This is a genomic window from Microcoleus sp. T3_A4, from assembly GCF_036700465.1.
Taxonomy (GTDB): domain Bacteria; phylum Cyanobacteriota; class Cyanobacteriia; order Cyanobacteriales; family Microcoleaceae; genus Microcoleus.
Window position 1 is genome coordinate 97,845 of record NZ_JAUBOY010000022.1, and the last position, 21,104, is coordinate 118,948.

The window sequence follows — 21,104 nt, forward strand, 5'->3', positions numbered from 1 at the left end:
GCTGATGACTTCGGAAGTTAGTCAGGAATAAGCTACCACACAGGGAAATCAACGCTGCATGGAAAATTTTCAAATCAGCGGTTCGGCGGGAGTAAGACAAGGAGTGCTACGATCGCTCAACCTGCGATCGGAAGAAGTAGAGCGAACCTTACTGATGTTCCTCGTCTACACTCTAACCTCCGTCGGGCTGATCTGGCTGGAACTCAGCACAGTAGGTCTGTTTTTAGACGAGTACGGTGCCGACAAAATGCCTTTTATCTACATAGCCAGCGCCTTTATCGGTTCTGGCTTGGGATTTGTCTACTCGTGGCTGCAAAAAATCCTGCCGCTGAGGCGCACCGTCGTAGTGGTTCTGGGCATGATGTCGGTACCGCTATTTTTGTTTCGATTCGGAATTGGCTACGAAAATACTAAGATAGCTGGCATCAGCATCGCTTTTATTACTATTTTTTTGATGTGGCTGTGGGTGGAAGCTTGCTATGTCCTCAATGACCTCAACACTTCTATCACTTCCAACCAACTGTTTAATATTAGAGAAATCAAGCGCACCTATCCGCTAGTCAGTAGCGGCTATCTAGTAGCTGGAGTAGTCAGCGGATTTTCTCTGCCTGTTTTGCTGTACGTAGTCGGACTCAAAAACGTTACCCTCATATCGGGGTTGATGGTGGCGACAGGCTCGGTGTTGCTGTACTACCTCACGGAAAAATACAGCCAAGCATTCCCGGAAACGGCTCACTGGACGGATGACGACGAAGACGACGACCAAGAAGAATTTACCGCCCGCAAAGTTACAGGCCCGCTGCAAAAATACGCCGTACCTCTAGTCAGTTTCTTCATCCTCGCAGAAGTCGTCTACGTGCTGGTAGATTTCCAATTCTACAGCCAGCTAGAATACCAAAACCCGGGGGACGGAGCTAGCTGGATCGCTAGCTTCCTGGGCATTTATGAAGGCATACAAGGCCTGTTTCAAGTGGCGACTCAGTGGTTCGCTTCGAGCAGGTTGGTGGAAAGAATCGGTGTGTTCGTGACGGCGATGATTTTGCCGGCGGGCATCGCTATACTCGGGGTGCTGACCCTAGGAGCATCCCTGGGCCAGCTAGTGTCTGTGTTCATCGGGCTGATATTGCTGAGATTTTTAGACGAACTGCTGCACTACACGCTGTTGGAAACCGTTAGCCCGGTTTTGTTTCAACCGATTCCCGACAATATTCGATCGGGCATTCAAACTCTGGTCAACGGTGTGGGCGAACCATTGTCCTGCGGAGCTACAGGAGTAGGCATCCTGATTATGCTGTGGGTGACAGGCAAGATACTCCCCCAGCAAGACGAAAATGTATTTCACGACCAGCAAAGCTTGATATTTATTGGCGTGATCGTCATATTGGCACTGTTGTGGGTGTTTGTCGTATGGTTGATCCGCTCTCAATACGTGGGTTTGTTGGTCAAAAGTGCGGAGCGGGGGCGCTTGGGCGTTACAGACGTTGACCTCAAAGCTCTCAAGCGCGCCGTGGTGGAAACTCTACAAAAGCCGGGGGGCGAAGATGAAAAGCGCTCTTGCATAGAACTGCTGACGCAAATTGACCCCAAAAATGTCGGAGAAGTTCTCGCTCCCATCCTCGATTCCCTGTCCCCAGGTTTGCAGCGCCAGAGCTTGGAAACGATGCTGCAACACCCGAACCCCGCATATTTAGAAGCTGTCCGCGCACTCTCGCAGCAATCCTTGCCGCCGGAGGTTCTGGCCTTGGCTTTGCGCTACATCTGGCTGACGGAATCTGAACCGAATATTGAGAGCTTGCGGCCTTACTTGCAGCCGACGGTCGATCCGGTGGTGCGGGGTACGGCGGCTGCTTTAATTATGAGAAGGGGCGATCGCCAGCAAAAGGCAGAGGCTACTAATACGCTGCGGCAAATGCTGACACACAAGCAAGAGCGGGAACGTGTTATGGGGACGCGGGCTCTGGGAGAAGCTGATTATTTGCAAGGACTGCGGCTGCATATCCCCAATCTGTTGCAAGACGAATCTCTGCGAGTGCGCTGCGCTCTGTTAGACGTGATTTCGTCTACTCATTCGGAAGAATATTATCCTTCGCTGCTGCGCGGACTTGGTTACAAATCGACTAGGGAAGCGGCTTTGCAGGCTATAGTCAAACTTCACAACGACGCGATTCCTTTGCTCGTGTATTTGGCTGAGGACATCCACAAGTCGGATTTGGTCAGGTTGCAAGCTTGGACGGCTCTGGGTCAAATTGGAACTGTGGAGGCGATCGACATTTTGGTCAGCAATTTGATGACGGCTTGGGGAACTACCAGGCGCAATATTCTCCGCATCCTCTTGAAAATGCCTTCGGAAGCGGGGATAGAAGGGGTTCTAGACCGCATCGGCCGTAGCGGCTTGGAAACTCTCATCGAACAGGAGTTAATGTTTATCGGTCAAATTTATGCAGGTTTGGTAGATTTGTCTGGGGTAACGAGCTACGGCAATTTCTCGGATCGGGAAGCCAACAGCACCGGGGCATCTGGGAACGATACGGCTCAATTGTTGCAGCGGGCTCTGGCGGGGTTGGAAGCTGATGCTAGGGAGCGGTGTTTTTTGCTGATGAAGTTTCTTTATCCGTTGGACACGGTACAAGCCGCTGCTTTCAACATCGCTTCTGGCCAACCTTCTTTGGTTGCTAGGGGATTGGAAATTCTCGACAATACTGTGGATATAGCTAGGAAGCGATCGCTCATCAATTTGTTAGATCAACACTCGGAAAGAGAAAAATTGAGCAATCTCTCAGAATTGATGGTTTACAAACCTCTAGCGCCTAGCGATCGTTTGCGCCGCTTGCTAGAATTGCGCCACTTCCTTTCGGATTGGGCCTTGGCCTGCTGCTTTCACTTGGCGAGGGAAGCGCGCTGGAGTCTTACGGCTCAACAAACTCTCGTCTGTCTGCAACACCCGACGGGTTTTGTCCGCGAAGCAGTGTTAGCCTATTTAAAAATAGCATCGCCACGGGCTTTGGTCGAATTGTTGCCCAGGCTGCAAAATGACCCCGATAATTTGGTATCCGCTCAAGTTGAAGAGATGATGGCAGAGTTGGGTGCTGGGGGAAAAAGGTAAAGAAGGAAGAAGGAAGAAGGAAGAAGGAAGAAGGAAGAAGGAAGAGGGAAGAGGGAAGAGAAAACAAAAAGAAACTATGCCCAATGCCCAATGCCCAATGCCCCATGCCCCATGCCCAATACCCAATCCCCAATTCCTCTTCCTTTGTTTAAGTTTAAATTAATCATTGCATCTTATTATGTTAACCAGCGTCGAACGCCTATTGTTTGTGAGGGAGGTTCCGATTTTTAAGGAACTGCGGGATGATTTTCTCGTGCGTCTAGCATCGGTAATGGATGAACTTTCGTTTCCTTCCAAGCACAGGATTTTTACGGAAGGACAAGAAGGGCGGTCTCTCTATATTTTGGTATCGGGAACGGTGCGCGTGCATATAGGCGATCGGGATTTGGCACAGTTGAAAGCGGGGGCTTGTTTCGGGGAAATGTCGCTGTTTGATGCAGAACCTCGATCGGCTTCTATTTCTACTCTCGAACAATCCGAGTGTTTGATGCTGACTCAAATGCAGCTATACGATGCGATTGATGAAACGCCGGGAATTGCGGTGAATATTATTCGTTTGCTGTCGCGCCGGATTCGGGAGTTGAATCAAAAGTTGAATGCTAAAGAGGCAACTATGCCTCCTACAGAGACTGTGAGAGTTCCTGAAATGCGATGAAATTGGGGAATTGAGAATTGTGTTTTTAGTCGATCGGTAATTCTGCACAATTTATCTTCTGTAAGGTGCTAATAGCGCACAATTTCTCGGGCTAGTGTCCGCTATTGGCACCTTATACTAGAGTCACAAAAAAATGTAACTATAGACAACCCCCAAACCAGAATATTCATCAGTCATAGCCAATCTAAAATCTAAAATCTAAAATCTAAAATCTAAAATCTAAAATCTAAAATCTAAAATGGCATGACTATCGCCAATAAGGCCGGCCCTTCCAGAAAACTCCTACCGTAACTCCGATTAGTGCAGTTTCCGATAAACTTGCTAATAAAGGAGGTATGGGTAGGAATGACTTTAACACCAAACCCAAGAGTACGCAGAAAACTAAAACCCACAAACTAATTCGGTTGAGCAAAAATTGTTGTTGCCAATACTCTAAAAAGTACACTGCTAAAGCTCCCATTCCCACTGCCGCAGCGAAAGGTATCAATGTCCCCAGGGAGGAGCCGTAAAGAAGCGTCACGACGTTGCGGATTGGCCGCGATTGCGTGAAACCCCAGGCTAAAAATAGCTCCAATCCAATCACGATGCAGTTGACGAGGGCGGCAATTTGCAGCATTTCTCGCCAAGGTAAAAGTTTTAAGCGCCGCAGAAAATTACTCACGATCGGCAGATTAGGTAGGTTGCTTTGATTTTATAACAGTTTTGCCCTGGCGATCGACCTTTGATGACAATTTGTGAAGTAAAATAAAGATATAGAGCAGTCTCTTGACAAATTCACCCAGAGTACCTGCCTATTAGTTGTTGGAACCGTGAAAGGAAAAAAGTTATGGTGGAGAACACTGTCGATTGTGCTGTAGCTTGCGTCAATGGCTGCGTTCTGGGCGACAAGTGCCCGAAGCGGGAATACGCAGAAGCAACGTCCAACTTTATTGAAAATACTTCTCTGGATAAAATGCTAGAAATAGCAGAGGAAGCGGTGAGAAGGAAACGGACGGAACCCCCCAAATGGATAATTCCTGATTTTCCCGAATAGAATTAACATCCACATTAAAAAGCGATCGCCCGTTGCAAAATGGCGATCGCTTTTTGTATTCCCAATGAAATAGCCGATCGTAATCCATATATTTCCTGGGATAGAAGCTTTGAGCTTAAATAGCAATTATGATGCCAGTTAATGACACCCATTGGCAATAACTAAAAATAATTCAGCTCAAGTGAAATTCGGACATTTTTAATTTAATTGAGTTCAAAAACAAACAGGAGCAAGTCTCGTGGCACAGCAAAAGGAACGCAAGGCAAAAACAACAATAGATGGTGATAATTTGGGCGAATTGCCTCAAGAAATTACCGAATCTTACGGTACCGGCGTCATCGATCAACCGGGATTGAGCCAAGACGACATAACAACCCTGCAGGACATCAGTTCGGAATACTCTTCCACCAGTTCCCAAATCGGCAGCGAGGATGGCGATCCTGCTGCGGAACAAGAAAGTGCCACTGGCGAACAATCGGTGGGCGGAACCGCGCCTACTCCCGACCTGGATATTGTTGACGAGCTCGGAGCCGCGGCGGGCATAGAAATGCCAGATGGCGCTATTTTGCACACAACAGATATGCTTGAACATCGAGATGAAAATCGGTGGGAATTAGACCCGAGTTCTGCGGAAGATTATCAGGAACGACCGGATTTTTAGGTCTATGTGGTACAAAAAAAATAGGTAGTATAATAGGAGCGGGTTCACCAGTATCCATACTTCATATCCGAAGTATTTGTAAATCCGCGCCTCCTCACTTTGGCTTTTGCAACACATATCCAACTCCCCGAAAAGTATGCAGTAGGCGTTTTGAGTTACTTGCTTCTAACTTAATCCGTAACGCACGAATATACACTTCAATAATGTTTGACTCTCCCATAAAATCGTAACCCCAAACTTTTTCTAAAATTCGGTTACGGGTAACGACTTGACGGGAATTTTGTAGCATAAATTCTAACAAATCAAACTCTTTGGCAGTGAGTTCAATTAGTTGACTGCCTCGATAAACTTCACGGGTTAAACCGTTCAATATTAGGTCTTCAAATTGTAAATTACCCGGGTCATTTGCTTGAGTTTGGCGCCGAGGGGCTTTGACTCTCGCTAGGAGTTCTTCAATACTGAAAGGCTAGTAAAATATAGGCTCAAAGTGATGCAGGGAATTAGTGGCTAACCGGCACTGACTTTACCGCCAGCAGTTTTCATTTCCCTGAGAACAAGGTAATTGTAATTCCTCCCTTGCGTAATTGAGAAAGCTGTACCTCACCCAACTGACAACTGCTATATCTTCTTATTGCTCAACATCTCCGGTGAATTACCCCTCATAAAGTGTGTTTGTAGTCAGGACTTTAGCCCTCTATATGCGGGTGAATAATCACTATTAGTCCTGACTACAAACTTACTGTGCTTAGATCACCGGGTATGATATTATGTATCGCAAAAACCGGGTTGATGAAGCCAACCCTCCTTAACAAAAAGGTGCTGTATGGAATTTAAAGATTTTCTGGCTTTGCTGCATCCTATTTTAGCTGTAGCGATTGTTTTTCCTATGCTTGGTATTGTTCTCAATATGGCGTGGCAAACCATGCAGCGTCGCAAGCAAATTGCGATCGACACCAAGAGCAAAATTCCACCTGTAGTCGGTCCAGAACACGTCAAAGCAGGTCGAATTCTGTCAGGTTCTGTGGTAGGAGTGACGTTGGTGGGTCTAGCCTACCCGATTTTTGAGCATATTTTGAGCAAGGATGTTTGGAGCAAAAACTCGTTTCAGGTCATTTTCATTGTGCTGATGTTTGTTGCAACGATCGCCTCTTTGGTCATGCTATATCGAGCGACACCCGCTTTATGGCGCGGCATATTTGCGACCCTAACAGGTACTGGTTTGGTGATTCTTGGCACTCAAGATGGCGTTTATCGGCGAACCAATGAATGGTATTGGTCTCACTACTACATTGGCATCGCCGCGGCGCTAATTATGGTTTTCTCCCTTGCCATCATTCAAGACATTTACAAAGACCGCTCAAATCGCTGGCGCACTATCCATGTGATATTGAACTCGATCGCTGTGCTGCTCTTTCTGGGACAGGGAATGACCGGAACCAGGGATTTATTAGAAATTCCTTTGAACTGGCAGAAACCCTATATTTATACCTGTGATTTCGCCAATAAGACCTGCCCAAAGTCGTGAGCGATGGCCTTATCGATATTCAAGTCTAAAATTAGTAGAAATTAGAGAGGGCGGGACACCCCACAAGGAATTTCATGTATTGTGGAACAGGCATCTTGCCTGTTTTTGAGATTTTATGTATTGTGGAGCAGGCATCTTGCCTGTTCTTGAGACGAGAATGTTGCAATATCTGGGTCACTACCAATCAGTCACCAATCTTAATCATTGCGAGTCAAACCCTGAAGGCTAACTTGCAAAATCGACAAACCCAAAATCAGCAAAAACAAAACCAGCCCGATCGTACAAGCATAGCCAATTTCCAAATCCTTAAAAGCCCGTTCGTAAAGATAATAAACAACAGTCTTAGAACTATTTCGCGGCCCGCCCTGAGTCATAATATAAACTTCTTCAAAAACCTTAGTAGCAGAAATCGCCGAAATCACGGCTACCAAAACTAAATAAGGCTTCATCAGCGGCACAGTAATATCCCAGTGCTTTCCCAAACCATCAGAACCGTCAATAGCAGCCGCCTCATAAAGTTCTGCAGGAATAGCTTGCAGCCCTGCCAAATAAATCACCATGTAATAACCCAATCCTTTCCAGATAGTAACCGCCATGACGCTAAAGATTGCTAACTTCGGATTAGCCAGCCAAGAAACAGGAGGCAAACCCAACAATTCCCCCAACTGATTCAGCAGTCCAGTCTCAGCAAACAGCCACTTCCAAGCAATCCCGGCGACAACCATTGAAATCACCGCCGGCGTGTAGTATGCTGCTCGAAACCAGTTCATCCCCTTAAGTTTTTGGTTGCACAAAATCGCCATTCCCAACGGTAGAACAACCAATACAGGCACAACGCAGGTGAGATACAGCAGCGTATTCGTCAAAGTTTGCCAGAATGTGCGATCGCCCCACAACCTGTTAAAATTCTTCAAACCCACCCACTGCGGCATTTGAGTTAAATCATATTCGTAATTAGTAAAACTCAAATAAAAAGCTTGCACCGCAGGCCACAAAACAGTCAAACTCAAAATAAATAAAGCAGGTAGCAAAAACAAATAAGGCGTCAAGGAGCGTCGGGAAAAAGTCACAGACATAGTAATTAGTAATTGGTAACTTTACTCGTTAACAGGCTATGCCTGGGAACCAGTTATAAAACTCGCATTTGTAGGGTGCTATTCGGCGCACCTGCGCTGAGTCCTTGAAAATATTTCTTGTCCCCCCCTTATTAAGGGGGGTTAGGGGGGATCTAGACTTTGACCCTACAAATAATAATTATTTAACTCCCGCAAACAAACCCTGCCAGTCTCCGGGAGAACTGGCATTTTCCCCCTCTTTCACCTCAAAAGTAACCTTGCAAGCTTGCGGTTGTTCCAAAGCCTCCACGCACAATTCTGCAATATCTTCCCGACTGACTTTGCCCCTAATATTGTCTCCTTGCTCAAATATTAAAGCTTTGCCTCCCGGTTCTTCAGTTAAAGCGCAAGGTCTGACAATAGTATAAGGTATGCCGCTCGATCGCACACAATCTTCCCCTTTCAACTTCCAAGTCAAAATCCCCCCCAACATATCATTCATTCTGACTGCCGGCGGTTCTTCTTCCAAGTTAATTCCAGGGCGGCCCGGGCGGGTAACTCCTGCCGAACTCACCATCACAAATCGCGGCAAAGTCTGTCCCCCATAAGCTTTAATAGATTCTAACTCCAGTTGAAAAATACCCGGTGTAAATTTCGGGTTGAGCGCGCCATCATATTCAAACTTGCTCAACATTAACTGAAAAGAAAAAATACTGCTGCCATCAAATTTAGAGCCATCCTTAACAGTTTTCGCGCGGAATACTGGAATTAACTCATCAAAAGGAACGGTGATAGTAATCCAGGTATTGTAAACAGTATCAAACGAATAGCAATAGCCAATTCCATCCCATTTAGCTTCGTTGCGAACAATCAATTTGTAGCGCTTGCCGTCTCCTTTGACGCGCAGGTGGAGGCCGCTAAATCCTGTGAGATTGAGCGGAGGATCAAAGTTGCGGGTACGCACCGAAGCAAAGCCACCCGAGTTGGCAGTAGAAACATTGCCTGTGAATATAGCTGTATTGTCTGTCAGCCGGATCGAACTTTCGCTAGTGCCGCCCATCACGATGTCGTCCAGGGCCCCCCAAGTTTCTTTTAAATCTTGGCTGGGTTTTGTGAAGTCAAAAATTGTTTTGTCGCCTGGTTGAATTAGCTGGCGGCGAACAGCTTGGACTAAATTATTAAGGCCTTTGTATTCGACTATTTCGGGAACATCCACAACTTCCGGCATATAAAATTTGATGCCTTGATAATATTTTTCCCGCGTTGGGGTGTCTCCTTCTATCGGTTGAACTTTAGTGCCGGTACAGCAGATAACTGCTTCCACACCCTCGGTTACTAGCGGTGTTAGCGTCTCTGCCAGAGTGATATCTCCTTCGACTAATTCGACATTATTGCCGAGAATTTCTGTTGCTCTTTTAGCATCTCTGACGAGGCAGCGTACTTTATATCCCCGCTGTTGCAGCCGCTTAACAACTCGTTTCCCGACGCCGCCGGTAGCACCGGCTACCAGTATCAGTTTGGGTTGGTCTTTTTTAGTTTTGCTGCTGCTTCCCAAGAGTTGTTGCAGCCAGCTAATGCTGCCAATGAAGGGAATGACGCCGAAATAAGCCAAGGTTTTGAGAAACCGGCCGGCATCCCATTGGGCGGTCTTTTTTTCAGTCATACTAGCTTCCTCTGAATTGGCTCAAATCTACTTAGCTGCTTTTGTATTTTAATCGAATTTTCGATTTTTGAATTTGGGCGATTCCCTACCATTCGGGATAGCTTCGCTAGCGCGGACTTTGTTTACTTGACAATGGGTGTGGGATGAGTTTGGCTCAAGGGAATCTCAATAATCAACTCGGTTCCCTCTCCGGGGGCAGAAATGCAAGTCAATTTGCCACCGTGTTGTTCTACCGCAATTTCGTGGCTAATCGCCAAACCTATCCCTGCACCTTTGCCTACCTGTTTTGTGGTAAAAAAAGGCTCAAAAATTTTCTGGCGAACTTCTTCTTCCATGCCCCAACCGTTGTCCTTGATCCGAACTGCTACGGCTTTTTCTCCGGGACAAAGTTCAGTCATGATCCGAATTTGTCCGTACTTAACTGGCTCTTCTTTGTCCCCGCCTTGGGACGATAAATTCTTGTTGATAAAGGCCTCTTCGAGAGCATCAACTGCATTTGTCAGCACATTCATAAATACTTGGTTGATTTGAACTGCGTAACACTCAACCAAAGGCAGAGAACCATATTTTTTGATGAGATGAATTGCGGGGCGATCGGGCTTCGGTTTGAGCCGGTTGCTCAAAATCAATAAAGCGCTGTCCAATCCGTCGTGAATGTCAACTGGTTTAATCTCTGCTTCGTCAATTCTAGAGAAGTTTCGCAGCGACTGAACTATCTCGCGGATACGGTTAGCTCCTACTTTCATTGAACCCAGTAACTTCGGTAAGTCTTCAACTATAAACTCTAATTCAACTGCTTCTATTTGTGCTTGAATTTCTGGCGAAGGCGACGGATAGTGCTGCTCGTAAAGCTGCAATAAATTGATCATTTTTTGACTGTATTCATTAGCATAGCTAAGATTGCCGTAGATGAAGTTAATCGGGTTAGTGACTTCATAAGCAACCGCCGCCACCAACTGTCCCAAACTTGACATTCTTTCGCTTTGCACCAATTGAGTTTGCGCCCGCTTCAGCTCGGACATCGCTGTTTTTAAATTAGCAGTTTTTTCCCGTTCTCTGGCGACTGATGCTTCTAGTGCTGTATTTAATTTTTCGAGTTTATCGACTTGGCACAGCACTATATTAATCATTGCTTTTCTCAGTTCCAATGCAGCGTCTATTTCGCATTGTTTCCAAGGCAACGATTTGTACCTGACATTTTCTTTCCACAGCTCGAAGGATTTCCGAGGAGACAGTCGAGGGTTGCCATCTTCATCGGTTTCAACTGGTTTGTTGGGGTTGCCCGCCCAATTCACCGTCTTAATTACTTCCGGGCGAAACCACAAAACGTATATTTTCTGAGTCGGCGATATTGCTATAGCCAAACACCCGCTGGCTGTGTCTTTCAATTCCTCAGCTTCTGGATAGCATTGGGTGAGCGAGTCTGTATAAAAAATTTCTTTATTTAAATGCTTTTGCACCCACTGAGTTAAGTATTTGAGGGATTCTCCGTGAGGTGTGTGCCCTACTTGATAGCAATTGTCTCCAAATACTATTGCGGCTCCCTGCGCGTTGACTGCTTCTAGCAAATTATGCTGACATTTAACTAACACTTGTGACAAGTTGTCGGACGTGGATATGTCTTCAAAAATCTTGGTTTGAATCGATTTTAAGTGTAGTTTGTAGTCGTAGTCTTCGTTGCCTTCTTTTGATTGCAGTTCTAAGGACATTACTTGCCCGATAAATTCGCAGGCGGCGCGCAATTCATAGTTAAGGTGTTTTGGTGTATAGTTGTGGCAAGCAATCAATCCCCACAGTTTTTTGTCTTTGATTAACGAGATTGACATCGAAGCTGCAACGCCCATATTTTGGAGGTATTCTATGTGAATGGGAGAAACGCTTCTCAACACGCTGAAACTCAGGTCTAGGGGCTGGGGGGTAACAGCATTGTTTCCTGAAACAACGGGGACGGGTTGATAATTAATATCTGGGATTAACCTCAGCCAATTTAACGCATACAGTTGTCTGGCTTGTTTGGGAATATCTGAACTAGGGTAGTTTAATCCCAAGAAAGGACTTAGATTTTCTGCTTTGTCTTCAGCGATCACAGCGCCGTTGCCTTCGTGGTCAAATTGATAGAGCATAACTCGATCAAAACCAGATATTTTTCTGACTTCTTCTACAGTTATTTGAGATAATTCTTTGAGAGTTTGGGCGCTTTGAATTTTGCTGACGGTGGCTCTCACTGAATGATAAAAGCTAAAAACAGAAAGATTTTCTGGGTTGGTGGCTAATTCTAATTCGACCATCAATACTTTTTCTACTCGGTGAAGTATGCAGTCAAATTCTAAATATTTACCTGGGTTTTTGACAACAGTGAGTTTAATGGGATTAACGGTTTTTAAGTTTTCATTAAGCAAACAAAGCTTGAGTTTTTTTAATTGAACTCGATTGAATAATAAGCTCAAATTTTTACCGATCGCACTTGCTGCATCAATTCCTAACAAATCTTGCGTATTTTCGCTGACTTGGACTATTTCTAGTTCAGGTTCTCGTACAACAAGTAGCACCCCGTGTGGCTGAATGTGCCCCGATAGGTGAATTGGTTCTCTGTCGCAGTTTGTCAAGTCAACTTCTTCGAGTGCGGGAATTGTGATTTGTTGATCCATTTGCTTTGTCTTCCGCTGTGAAATTTGGAGAGGGTTCTATTGATTTGAGATTTGAGAGCAAATTGGCTTTTCCATAATAATCTCATATTGTTCGATCGCATAATGGCTCGATCCCTTGACGGACACGGAGAATCAATCACCCGATACTCAGCGAATCAAAAATGATTTAGTCGAAAACCAGCCTGCAGTATGTGTTGCTGTTTAAGCCGCCTCAGCGTTCTAGAATTTTTACCGACTTGGCTCTTCTATACTATCCCTTCCCGATGTTAATTATCATAGCAATTGTTGCCATTCTTCAAGTATGTTTAATAATTTCCCAAAACTTTAATATTTGTGGTAAAATTTTGCCTGCTGGAAAAGGGGGAGAGAAATGCGTCTCCAGAGCGACCTACTTACTGAAATATTAAGTTAAGGTAAGGGTGACAAGATCTGAAAGTCAAGTCACGCTAAGCTCTTTAAGTATACCCAACAGGCCCGACAATTAGACTGATGATCGACTTCAATACAGTTACTGAATTTTCTCATACCTACTGCATAGCTATCTGTGCCTTTTTAGTTCCGGCAAACTTGCTGACTACTTTGCATACAGCGATTTTGATAGGACTAAACCGACCTCGAATGCAAATTTGGGCGTCTGTCGCTGTGGCCAGCCTTTGGGCTACAGCAATGATATTTCACGTTTTTACCTGGTTCGCGATCGGGGTAGTAATGCCTCCGACATACATCTTGCTAGTTATGGCAATTACTTGTCTGACAATTAATGTCTGGGCGATCGCTCATCCTGCAAGCATGATGCAATTAATTCGAGTTGCGGTATCAGTTGTTAGGGGATATTTCAGAAGGAAGAAGGATGTAGTTGTCTAAGAGAGACAGATATAGCTATCTAGAACTCAACAAAAAATGGCAGGGGGTAATGTGAAAAAAATCAGGGAAAATATGGGCTTCAGAAGAGTTTGTCGGAAGACAAATCGTGCTTCTGAGGGCTGAGTTTTCAGCGCTTATTCCGGTTCGCGATCGCGACAATCTTCTGCTTCCGGGCCACGGGGATGGATCGTGCAGTTGAGCAGGTAGCCGCCATCGCTTCTGCCGTAATAGTAGCGGCATCCGATGCAAATTGCGGGAGGTTCGATCGCACTTTGGTAAACCGGATAATCCGCAGTCGCCAGCAGCGAAAAGTCCCGCTGCGTCTGAACATTCCCGATAATAGCGCCGGAGAGTTCGACAGCTTGGCGGATGTTTTCGATCCGGGTGTAAGGCGGCAGGTAAATGTCAATACAAAGGCGTAGACCCTGGCTATCCTGATCGTGGCGGGTAATAGTGCCTCCGAGCAAACCGACGCGCGAAGCGATAGTCGAGGAAAATTCGCTCAGGGAGGTGCAGTAACCGGAGAAAACGTGAATATGTTCGTCCGTAGTAGCTCTCACCGTCAGGCGAGTGGGAATTCGCAATCTCAGGTAAGCGTCGAGTTCGTCAAAAACTGGTTCGGCGATTGATAGCATTTGGTTTGCGTCTTCGTGCTTGAGCCCAAAACCCTTAGAAACCTTTGACACAAGGGCTACTAAAATATCAAAAACTTCGCTTAAGAGGGATTGTAGCCTGCTATCAATGGCGATCGGACATTCTCTCAGCAGCTTTAAATAATCCTCCAAACGATGAGCAATGCGCTGAATGCTGCTAAATCCGAGCATAGCTGCTCCCCCTTTAATCGAGTGCGAGGCTCGGATGAGCTGGTGTATTCTTTGGGGATCTGGCACGGTATTTTGCAGATCTTGCAAGCCTGGTTCGATAATTTGGATCTGTTCTGTGGCTTCTTCGATAAAGTAGCCGATGATCCGCTGTAGTTGTTCTGGCAGCATAATTTTATTCTCCTAAAGGCAACCGAGTATTATTAGTCATTACTCAAACCTTTGATAGTCCTGAATCGATATTTCACCGATCAGTTATTGGGATTTTTAAGCCCTAATTTGTTTTATTCTGACTCACGGCAACTGTAGTGGCAATGTCGAAAACTGTTAACTCTTAACTGTTGACAGTAATTTTTTTTGCTCCGACGGTAGCGGTTGCTACCCCCAACAGCAGCACCCCAGCACCTGCGAGTACCGCCGGCGCAGGCACTTCCCCAAACAGCAAATAACCCAACCAACTCGCCCCAACCGGTTCAAACAAGATGGCAAGAGTTACCAGAGTTGGGGAAATCTGCATTACGGCCCAGTTCAAAATGGTGTGGCCGACTAACTGAGGCAAAGCGGCCGTTAACAAAATATAAAAATATACAATGTCGGGGTAATTAGTATAAGTAGTGCCGAAGGCGAAGGGGAGAGGCAGCAGTACGATCGCAGCAACAGTATAGGCGATCGCGATATAGCCACCAATTCCCAGTCCCCGCCGCTGAGCTTCCCGGCCCAGCAGCAAATACAAGCTGACAGCCCAGGAACCAGTCAGAGCCAGGAAATCGCCCAGCAGTTGGCTGCTGCCAGCATCCGCTGCGCCCGCACTTCCCACAGCGATCGCCATTCCTCCAGTCAGGGCTATAGTAATGCCAGTGATCGACATTTTGCTGAGTTTTTCCCCGAACCAGAAGCGCGACAACAGCGCTACCCAGACAGGATTAGTGGTGACGAGGGCAGTCGAGGCGGCGATCGAAGTATAAGAAAGTGAGGTAATCCAAAGGGCAAAATGCAGGGCGAGACACAAACCCGCAGCAGCCGCATAGCGCCGAGCTCCCGGTTGCAGGGCGTTCCACTGAATTTTCCGCCAAGCCGGAAGCAGCATTAAAGCAGATAAAGTCAGACGAGAGGCCGCGAGCACCAGACTGAAACCCAAACCGCCCGCCCCTGCGGAAAAGTTAGCCAGCCGAATTAAGATTGAGGAAGTTGAGACGGCTAAAACCCCAATAATTAACACTAGGGCGATCGACCAATTAGGCGGTTGTTTCGGAAGATTCATTTTTTAGGCATTGGGCATTGGGCATTGGGCATCGGGCATCGGGCATTGGGCATTGGGCATCGGGCATCGGGAAAATTTATATAGCAATTTTCACATAATGCTGAACACTTTCTGAAGACTTTCTCTTCCCTTCTCTTCTCCTCTCTTCCTTCGTGTCCTTCGCGTCTTCGTGGTTCGTTTAAAAAAAACCGATCGCCATTCTTAAAAAATTCCCATCTCCAAGAAATATTAATGTATAGTAGGGGCAGGGCGGGTTTATGAAATTGTATATTACGGGCAATTATTGTTTGCGAACCCGCCCTACAAAATTCAACATCAAACAAGTCCGAATCATCTCGTTTCCGGTTACATCGGTATTATTCAAACAGTTAACAGTCAACAGTTAACAGTCAACAGTCAACACTCATTCCGGTTCAGCCGGAATTGATATTACAATTTATAACTATCTATGGCTCCTACAGTTTTGATTACAGGCGCTTCTCAAGGAAGCGGCAAAGCAACAGCAATTTTATTTGCAAGTAAAGGTTACGATGTAGTGATGGTAGCTCGCCAGCCAGAGAGATTGGCAGCAGCAGTGGCTCAAGTGCAGCGAGAAGGCACTTCCGCTGTAGCTATTCCGGGCGATGTCGGCGACATTCATCAAGTGCGCGCGATCGTCCAAAAAGCCCTAGATACCTGCGGCAACATCGATGTTTTAGTTAACAATGCTGGCATTTGTCTCACGGGGGCGATCGAGCAAACTACCTCCGAAGACTGGCAGCAATTAATGAATACCAATTTTTGGGGATGCGTTAACACAATTCAAGAAATTTTGCCACATTTTTTGCAACGAAAAACAGGGACAATAGTCAATGTTGGTTCCATTGGCGGCAAAATGCCTTTGCCTCAAATGACTGCTTATTGTGCGAGCAAATATGCAGTCACCGGTTTAACAGAAACTTTGCGATTGGAATTAGCGCCTCAAGGTATTCACGTTTGCGCCGTGCATCCGGGCTTGATTAACAGCGATTTTTTAGAAAGAGCTCAATTTCGCGATCGAGACGAACCCGCAGTCGAATTGCGCCGCCAGCAAATGAGCAAAATGCTGAAATCTGAGTGGGCAACTCAGCCAGAAGATATTGCTAAAGCTATCTGGGATGCTGTGAAAAATCAGCGTGCAGAAGTTACCGTCGGCCCTGCTTTTTTGGCATCGGAAGCTTATCGGTTGTTCCCCGGTTTGATGCAGTGGGCAATGGAAAAGGGCAAGTTATAATCCTAAGTGGTAATGGATAATTGGTAATTAGTAAAGTACCCAGGGCGCACCGGAAAAATTATTAGTAACGCGCCTGAGTCCTAGGGGTCCCTCCACTTGAATATATACAACTCAAGAAAGAGAGTGTTAAACCCGGCCCGAACACTATAATGGCAAACAAACCAGGAAACACCACCATGCAAATCAAAGCACTAGCAGCTAAAAAAACAGGGGGATTGCTTGAAGAATACAAATTCGATGTCGAATCTCCAAAAGTACATGAATGTCTGATAAAAGTCTTAACTTGCGGCATTTGTCACTCTGACTTGCACATGATTGACAACGACTGGGGTCAATCAAAATATCCCCTCGTTCCGGGCCACGAAGTTATCGGAGAAGTGGCAGAAATAGGGCCGCAAGTGACTCACTTAAAAGTGGGCGATCGCGTTGGTGTCGGCTGGCAAAGGTCGTCTTGTTTGCAGTGCCGCGACTGCTTGCGCGGTAACGAAAATCTCTGCGATGAAAATCAGGGATTAATTGTTACGGGCCCGGGCGGTTTTGCCGATTATTTGATGGTAGATTCCCGGTTTGCTTTTCCTATTCCCAAAGGCATCGATTCCAAAATAGCGGGGCCGCTGTTGTGCGGCGGAATTACGGTTTACGCCGGTTTGCGGAATGCGGGGATGAGTTCAGGGCAAGAAATTGGCATTCTCGGCATCGGCGGTTTGGGACACATGGCGGTGCAATTTGCGAAAAAATTAGGCAACCGCGTTACAGTTTTTACTACTTCCCAAGATAAGGCAGAATTTGCAGAAAAAATGGGGGCGGACGAAGCTATTGTAGTAGGAAAAGGCGAAATTCCTCAAGCGCCTAGCAGCAAATTAGATATTTTGTTGAGCACTGTTCCTGCTGCTTTAGATTGGGTTCCGTACATTGATTTTCTCGATTCTGACGGGGCGCTTGCTTTTGTGGGAGTTCCCGACGCACCTTTGAGCATTCCCTTGTTTCCGTTGCTGACAAAGCGGCGCCGAATTATGGCTTCGCCGATCGGCGGTCGCGCTATGATTAATGAAATGCTGTCAATTGCAGAGAAGTTTGGGATTGAGCCGATTATCGAAGTTTTTGCGATCGCACAAGCGAATGAAGCAATGCAGAAAGTCCGCGACAATCAAGTGCGCTATCGCGCAGTTTTGACGGTGAGTTAGATAATGCGTAATCGGTAAGGTGCGCCTAGCGCACCCTACTAGAGATATATAAGCAACGACTTAAAGCAAAGAATTAGCATTAATAAAACGACCGTTTAAATCGGCTGGGGTCACATTCAAAACAGTACCCAACAAAGCATTAGTAAAACCAAATCTAATATTAGTAGCTTCTACACGGCCGTTGCCATCGGGATCGAGACTTCGCTGGGAGATGCCACCCTTGGCTAACAAACTCGTTCCACCGGCTATACTTGCAGGATCGATCAGCAGCAGTCTCGGATCGTTCAAGCTATAACTTACCTCTTCCAAGGAGATATTGCTACTGGTAAATGGCACACTAATTCCAATCGAATCGTTAGACTTATCAAAATCCACAATTACCGCGTCAGGAACTTCAATACCAACTACTCTAATTCCCGCTTGATCGACTCGCAAAACAAATACATCGCTACCTGCACCACCTTGGTAAATATCGACATCTCTGTCGCCAATTAAAGTATCATTACCGTCACCGCCCACTAACAAATCAACACCTTGTCCTCCGCGCAGCAAATCATTTCCCGCACCCCCATCAAGGAAATCGCTATTTCTATCTCCTGTCAAGAAATCCTCGCCAAATTCTCCCAAAACATCGTCATCATCTTTGCCACCGTAAATAGAATCACTGCCGACACCACCTAACAGACTGTCTTTACCATCGTTACCGAAAATCCGCTCTGCATCTGACGAGCCCCTGACAGTATCATTGCCGCCCACCATCCAAAGTCCCCCAGGAAAACTAGTAAGTTGTCCTGGTGCAAGTGTAATATTTTCAGGAGAATTGTCTCCTACCAAACGAGGGATGTCTGAATTATCTGGGGTGAGTACCATAATTGTAAACTTTGTGCGATGTGAGCATGGATATTGTGCAATATTCTACAGCTTATTAGGGTGCGCCAGAACACAGTTACTTCCTGACTCGCGATCGAGAAATCGCGGCCACACCCTACTAGACAGCTCGATCGCTCCATCTTGGCACAAGCCTGATGGAAATACCCTAGATTAAAATAAAAGTTAAAATTTGAGCCGATGCCAATTATCTTAGTTGAAGACTTGAGCAAAGTTTATCCGGTAGCGATTAAAGAACCGGGGCTTAAAGGAACAGTGCGACACTTTTTTAGTCGCACTTACCGCAATATCAAAGCAGTTGAGGGCGTTTCTTTCAGTATTGAACCGGGGGAAGTCGTGGGGTTTCTAGGTGCTAACGGTGCGGGCAAAACTACTACGCTGAAAATGCTGACTGGTTTGATTTATCCCTCGGCTGGTACTGTGAGAGTGTGCGATCGTACTCCTTTCCGTCGCGAAGCCGATTTTCTGCAAAAAATAACCTTAGTGATGGGGCAAAAACAGCAGTTAATTTGGGATTTACCCGTGCTTGATTCTCTGCGAATCAATGCCGCTGTCTACGGCATTCCCGATGCAGATTATCGACGGCGAGTCGGAGAATTGACAGAGATGCTGTCACTAGAAGGCAAGCTAAATCAGCCGGTACGAAAGCTTTCTTTAGGCGAACGCATGAAAGCTGAATTGATGGCGGCGCTGCTGCACCAGCCGGAGGTATTATTTTTAGATGAACCGACTTTAGGTTTGGATATAAACGCACAGTTTAGCGTCAGACAATTTCTGCGAGAATATAACGAGCGCTATCAAGCAACGGTGCTGTTGACGAGCCACTACATGGCTGACATTACTGCTTTGTGCAAGCGCGTTTTGTTAATCCATGAAGGGCAATTAGTTTATGATGGCAGTTTGGACGGATTGCTCGACAGGTTTGCACCTTATCGGGAAGTTCAGGTAAAATTAGCTAAACCGCTGGCAAAAGATAGTGCTTTTGCTTACGGAGAGGTAGAATCTATTGAGGGACAATCGGTACGGTTTTTAGTCAAAAGGGAGGAGCTGACGGTGAGTGTGGCGAAGATTTTGGCGGAGTTGGAAGTGATAGATTTGACTGTTACCGATCCGCCAATTGAAGAGGTAATTGGTAGAGTTTTTCGCACTGGAAAAGTGTAATGTTTTTGGCTGGGTTCATTCTCCATAGCAGGCAAGATGCCTGTTGCACTAGAATTATAAAGTAGAACAGGCAAGATGCCCGTTCCACTAGAGATTTAATGTTTTTGTGGAACGGGCTTATAGCCCGTTGCTAACACCTAAAAATTGAACAGGCAAGATGCCTGTTCCACGAGAGTTTCCATGTTTTGTGGAACGGGCTTATAGCCCGTTGCTAACCCCAAAAAACAGGCAATATGCCTGTTCCACTATAAATTCAATGTTTTGTGGAACGGGCTTATAGCCCGTTGCTAACACCTAAAAATTAACTCTAAAATTGATATGAACAGAATTGTGAAAATTGCTAAAACTTTGCTAGTTACCTACTACGCTTATATGCTCGAATACCGGGCGGAATTGTTTTTGTGGGCGCTGTCGGGAGCTTTGCCGTTTATCCTGATGGGTGTTTGGATGCAGGCGGCAGAAACTGGTCAATTTGGGCTGAATTCGCTCGACTTTGCCCGTTATTTTTTAGCAGCTTTCATTGTCAGGCAAACAAATGTAGTTTGGGTGATTTGGGAGTTTGAAAAGGAAGTAGTGCAAGGCAGGCTATCTAATAGATTGTTGCAGCCTCTAGATCCCGTATGGCATCACTTTGCATCTCACGTTTCCGAAAGGTTTGCGAGGCTGCCGTTTGTATTGGGATTAGTGCTGCTGTTTTTTGCACTTTACCCGCAGGCTTTTTGGCTGCCGAGTTTGGGCAGGTTTTTGCTGTTTTTGTTGGTTATCGTCTTGGCTTTTTGCTTGCGGTTCCTGATACAGTATACCTTTGCGCTGTTTGCTTTTTGGCTGGAGAGGGCAAGTGCGATCGAGCAATTCTGGTTTCTAATTTACCTGTTTTTATCGGGACTTATCGCGCCGCTAGAAGTGTTTCCTGCACCCGTGCGCGAAGTAGTTTTGTGGACGCCTTTTCCTTATTTGATTCATTTTCCCGCTTCAATCTTGATCGGATTGCCCGTAGATCTAGGCCGCGGTTTGTTGGTAATGTTGGGTTGGAGTGCGGTGTTTTTTGTGTGGAATCGCTGGCTTTGGCGGCAGGGCTTGAAACAGTATTCAGGCATGGGAGCGTGAATTACCCAGGGCTGATGCTACAGTATTCCTCATATGCGAGAATAGTTATAAATCAAGTGGGCATTCAACTCACTTAATTTGTGCGTTTTCATCCCCTCGCTTCACTCTTACGGTTTCGGGCGCGGGACTTCCCGCTTGTTAGTTAAATCAATACTCCGGACAGTTTTTAAGCAGCCAGAGTACCATAAGACAAGACTGAAGGAAGGTTAGGGTGATTTAAAAT

Annotated in this window: 18 protein-coding genes; 10 read left to right on the forward strand and 8 right to left on the reverse strand. The window is 46.0% G+C overall.

Annotation, left to right across the window (positions count from 1 at the left end):
• Positions 1-58: 58 nt before the first annotated feature.
• Both QUA07_RS14285 and QUA07_RS14290 read left to right on the forward strand, forming a co-directional pair.
• Entirely contained in the window at positions 59-3,103 is a 3,045-nt protein-coding gene (locus QUA07_RS14285; protein ID WP_333326143.1) for a HEAT repeat domain-containing protein, read from the forward strand.
• Positions 3,104-3,281: 178 nt separating this feature from the next.
• The gene (locus QUA07_RS14290) at positions 3,282-3,758 is read left to right on the forward strand and encodes a Crp/Fnr family transcriptional regulator (protein WP_333326145.1); all 477 of its coding nucleotides are present in this window, start codon (positions 3,282-3,284) and stop codon (positions 3,756-3,758) included.
• Between the two features lie 247 nt (positions 3,759-4,005).
• On the opposite strand, the gene QUA07_RS14295 is transcribed toward QUA07_RS14290, so the two are convergent.
• Complete coding sequence (locus QUA07_RS14295; RefSeq protein ID WP_333326147.1) at positions 4,006-4,419, reverse strand: peptide chain release factor 1; 414 nt, start codon at positions 4,417-4,419, stop codon at positions 4,006-4,008.
• Positions 4,420-4,584: 165 nt separating this feature from the next.
• On the opposite strand from QUA07_RS14295, the gene QUA07_RS14300 reads away from it, so the two are divergent.
• Complete coding sequence (locus QUA07_RS14300) at positions 4,585-4,791, forward strand: hypothetical protein (RefSeq protein WP_190740439.1); 207 nt, start codon at positions 4,585-4,587, stop codon at positions 4,789-4,791.
• A 238-nt stretch (positions 4,792-5,029) separates the two neighbouring features.
• Positions 5,030-5,452 (forward strand): DUF6335 family protein, encoded by a 423-nt coding sequence (locus tag QUA07_RS14305; RefSeq protein WP_333326149.1) that lies wholly within the window; start codon positions 5,030-5,032, stop codon positions 5,450-5,452.
• Between the two features lie 94 nt (positions 5,453-5,546).
• On the opposite strand, the gene QUA07_RS14310 is transcribed toward QUA07_RS14305, so the two are convergent.
• Positions 5,547-5,822: a winged helix-turn-helix domain-containing protein gene (locus QUA07_RS14310; protein WP_333326151.1), complete on the reverse strand. Its 276-nt coding sequence runs from the start codon at positions 5,820-5,822 to the stop codon at positions 5,547-5,549.
• A gap of 453 nt (positions 5,823-6,275) precedes the next feature.
• Between QUA07_RS14310 and QUA07_RS14315 the strand changes: the two genes are divergently transcribed.
• Positions 6,276-6,977, forward strand: coding sequence for a DUF4079 domain-containing protein (locus QUA07_RS14315; protein ID WP_333326153.1), 702 nt, complete (start codon positions 6,276-6,278; stop codon positions 6,975-6,977).
• 197 nt (positions 6,978-7,174) lie between these two features.
• Here the strand turns inward: QUA07_RS14315 and QUA07_RS14320 are convergent, their stop codons facing one another.
• The 3 genes from QUA07_RS14320 to QUA07_RS14330 form a co-directional block, all read right to left on the reverse strand.
• Complete coding sequence (locus QUA07_RS14320; protein WP_333068427.1) at positions 7,175-8,053, reverse strand: sugar ABC transporter permease; 879 nt, start codon at positions 8,051-8,053, stop codon at positions 7,175-7,177.
• Positions 8,054-8,231: 178 nt separating this feature from the next.
• Positions 8,232-9,695: a CIA30 family protein gene (locus QUA07_RS14325; protein ID WP_333326155.1), complete on the reverse strand. Its 1,464-nt coding sequence runs from the start codon at positions 9,693-9,695 to the stop codon at positions 8,232-8,234.
• Positions 9,696-9,817: 122 nt separating this feature from the next.
• On the reverse strand, positions 9,818-12,343 hold the full coding sequence (locus tag QUA07_RS14330; RefSeq protein WP_333326157.1) for an ATP-binding protein: 2,526 nt from the start codon (positions 12,341-12,343) through the stop codon (positions 9,818-9,820).
• A 489-nt stretch (positions 12,344-12,832) separates the two neighbouring features.
• On the opposite strand from QUA07_RS14330, the gene QUA07_RS14335 reads away from it, so the two are divergent.
• Positions 12,833-13,207, forward strand: a complete 375-nt coding sequence (locus QUA07_RS14335; protein WP_333083474.1) for a hypothetical protein — start codon at positions 12,833-12,835, stop codon at positions 13,205-13,207.
• 134 nt (positions 13,208-13,341) lie between these two features.
• On the opposite strand, the gene QUA07_RS14340 is transcribed toward QUA07_RS14335, so the two are convergent.
• Positions 13,342-14,199: an Hpt domain-containing protein gene (locus QUA07_RS14340; protein WP_333326158.1), complete on the reverse strand. Its 858-nt coding sequence runs from the start codon at positions 14,197-14,199 to the stop codon at positions 13,342-13,344.
• 163 nt (positions 14,200-14,362) lie between these two features.
• Positions 14,363-15,289: a DMT family transporter gene (locus QUA07_RS14345; protein ID WP_333326160.1), complete on the reverse strand. Its 927-nt coding sequence runs from the start codon at positions 15,287-15,289 to the stop codon at positions 14,363-14,365.
• 448 nt (positions 15,290-15,737) lie between these two features.
• On the opposite strand from QUA07_RS14345, the gene QUA07_RS14350 reads away from it, so the two are divergent.
• Positions 15,738-16,541, forward strand: coding sequence for an SDR family oxidoreductase (locus QUA07_RS14350; RefSeq protein WP_333326162.1), 804 nt, complete (start codon positions 15,738-15,740; stop codon positions 16,539-16,541).
• A 176-nt stretch (positions 16,542-16,717) separates the two neighbouring features.
• Positions 16,718-17,725: an NAD(P)-dependent alcohol dehydrogenase gene (locus QUA07_RS14355; protein ID WP_333326165.1), complete on the forward strand. Its 1,008-nt coding sequence runs from the start codon at positions 16,718-16,720 to the stop codon at positions 17,723-17,725.
• A 60-nt stretch (positions 17,726-17,785) separates the two neighbouring features.
• On the opposite strand, the gene QUA07_RS14360 is transcribed toward QUA07_RS14355, so the two are convergent.
• Positions 17,786-18,595, reverse strand: a complete 810-nt coding sequence (locus QUA07_RS14360; protein ID WP_333326167.1) for a calcium-binding protein — start codon at positions 18,593-18,595, stop codon at positions 17,786-17,788.
• 198 nt (positions 18,596-18,793) lie between these two features.
• Between QUA07_RS14360 and QUA07_RS14365 the strand changes: the two genes are divergently transcribed.
• Both QUA07_RS14365 and QUA07_RS14370 read left to right on the forward strand, forming a co-directional pair.
• Positions 18,794-19,774: an ATP-binding cassette domain-containing protein gene (locus QUA07_RS14365; protein WP_333326169.1), complete on the forward strand. Its 981-nt coding sequence runs from the start codon at positions 18,794-18,796 to the stop codon at positions 19,772-19,774.
• 318 nt (positions 19,775-20,092) lie between these two features.
• The gene (locus QUA07_RS14370) at positions 20,093-20,881 is read left to right on the forward strand and encodes an ABC-2 family transporter protein (protein WP_333326171.1); all 789 of its coding nucleotides are present in this window, start codon (positions 20,093-20,095) and stop codon (positions 20,879-20,881) included.
• Positions 20,882-21,104: the final 223 nt, after the last annotated feature.

What these genes read in the sequence shown, in the direction of transcription:
- QUA07_RS14285 (WP_333326143.1), top strand. Translation starts at nt 59, where the DNA reads ATGGAAAATTTTCAAATCAGCGGTTCGGCGGGAGTAAGACAAGGAGTG.
- QUA07_RS14290 (WP_333326145.1), top strand. Translation starts at nt 3,282, where the DNA reads ATGTTAACCAGCGTCGAACGCCTATTGTTTGTGAGGGAGGTTCCGATT.
- QUA07_RS14300 (WP_190740439.1), top strand. Translation starts at nt 4,585, where the DNA reads ATGGTGGAGAACACTGTCGATTGTGCTGTAGCTTGCGTCAATGGCTGC.
- QUA07_RS14315 (WP_333326153.1), top strand. Translation starts at nt 6,276, where the DNA reads ATGGAATTTAAAGATTTTCTGGCTTTGCTGCATCCTATTTTAGCTGTA.
- QUA07_RS14320 (WP_333068427.1), bottom strand. Translation starts at nt 8,053, where the DNA reads ATGTCTGTGACTTTTTCCCGACGCTCCTTGACGCCTTATTTGTTTTTG.
- QUA07_RS14325 (WP_333326155.1), bottom strand. Translation starts at nt 9,695, where the DNA reads ATGACTGAAAAAAAGACCGCCCAATGGGATGCCGGCCGGTTTCTCAAA.
- QUA07_RS14330 (WP_333326157.1), bottom strand. Translation starts at nt 12,343, where the DNA reads ATGGATCAACAAATCACAATTCCCGCACTCGAAGAAGTTGACTTGACA.
- QUA07_RS14335 (WP_333083474.1), top strand. Translation starts at nt 12,833, where the DNA reads ATGATCGACTTCAATACAGTTACTGAATTTTCTCATACCTACTGCATA.
- QUA07_RS14340 (WP_333326158.1), bottom strand. Translation starts at nt 14,199, where the DNA reads ATGCTGCCAGAACAACTACAGCGGATCATCGGCTACTTTATCGAAGAA.
- QUA07_RS14345 (WP_333326160.1), bottom strand. Translation starts at nt 15,289, where the DNA reads ATGAATCTTCCGAAACAACCGCCTAATTGGTCGATCGCCCTAGTGTTA.
- QUA07_RS14350 (WP_333326162.1), top strand. Translation starts at nt 15,738, where the DNA reads ATGGCTCCTACAGTTTTGATTACAGGCGCTTCTCAAGGAAGCGGCAAA.
- QUA07_RS14355 (WP_333326165.1), top strand. Translation starts at nt 16,718, where the DNA reads ATGCAAATCAAAGCACTAGCAGCTAAAAAAACAGGGGGATTGCTTGAA.
- QUA07_RS14360 (WP_333326167.1), bottom strand. Translation starts at nt 18,595, where the DNA reads ATGGTACTCACCCCAGATAATTCAGACATCCCTCGTTTGGTAGGAGAC.
- QUA07_RS14365 (WP_333326169.1), top strand. Translation starts at nt 18,794, where the DNA reads ATGCCAATTATCTTAGTTGAAGACTTGAGCAAAGTTTATCCGGTAGCG.
- QUA07_RS14370 (WP_333326171.1), top strand. Translation starts at nt 20,093, where the DNA reads ATGAACAGAATTGTGAAAATTGCTAAAACTTTGCTAGTTACCTACTAC.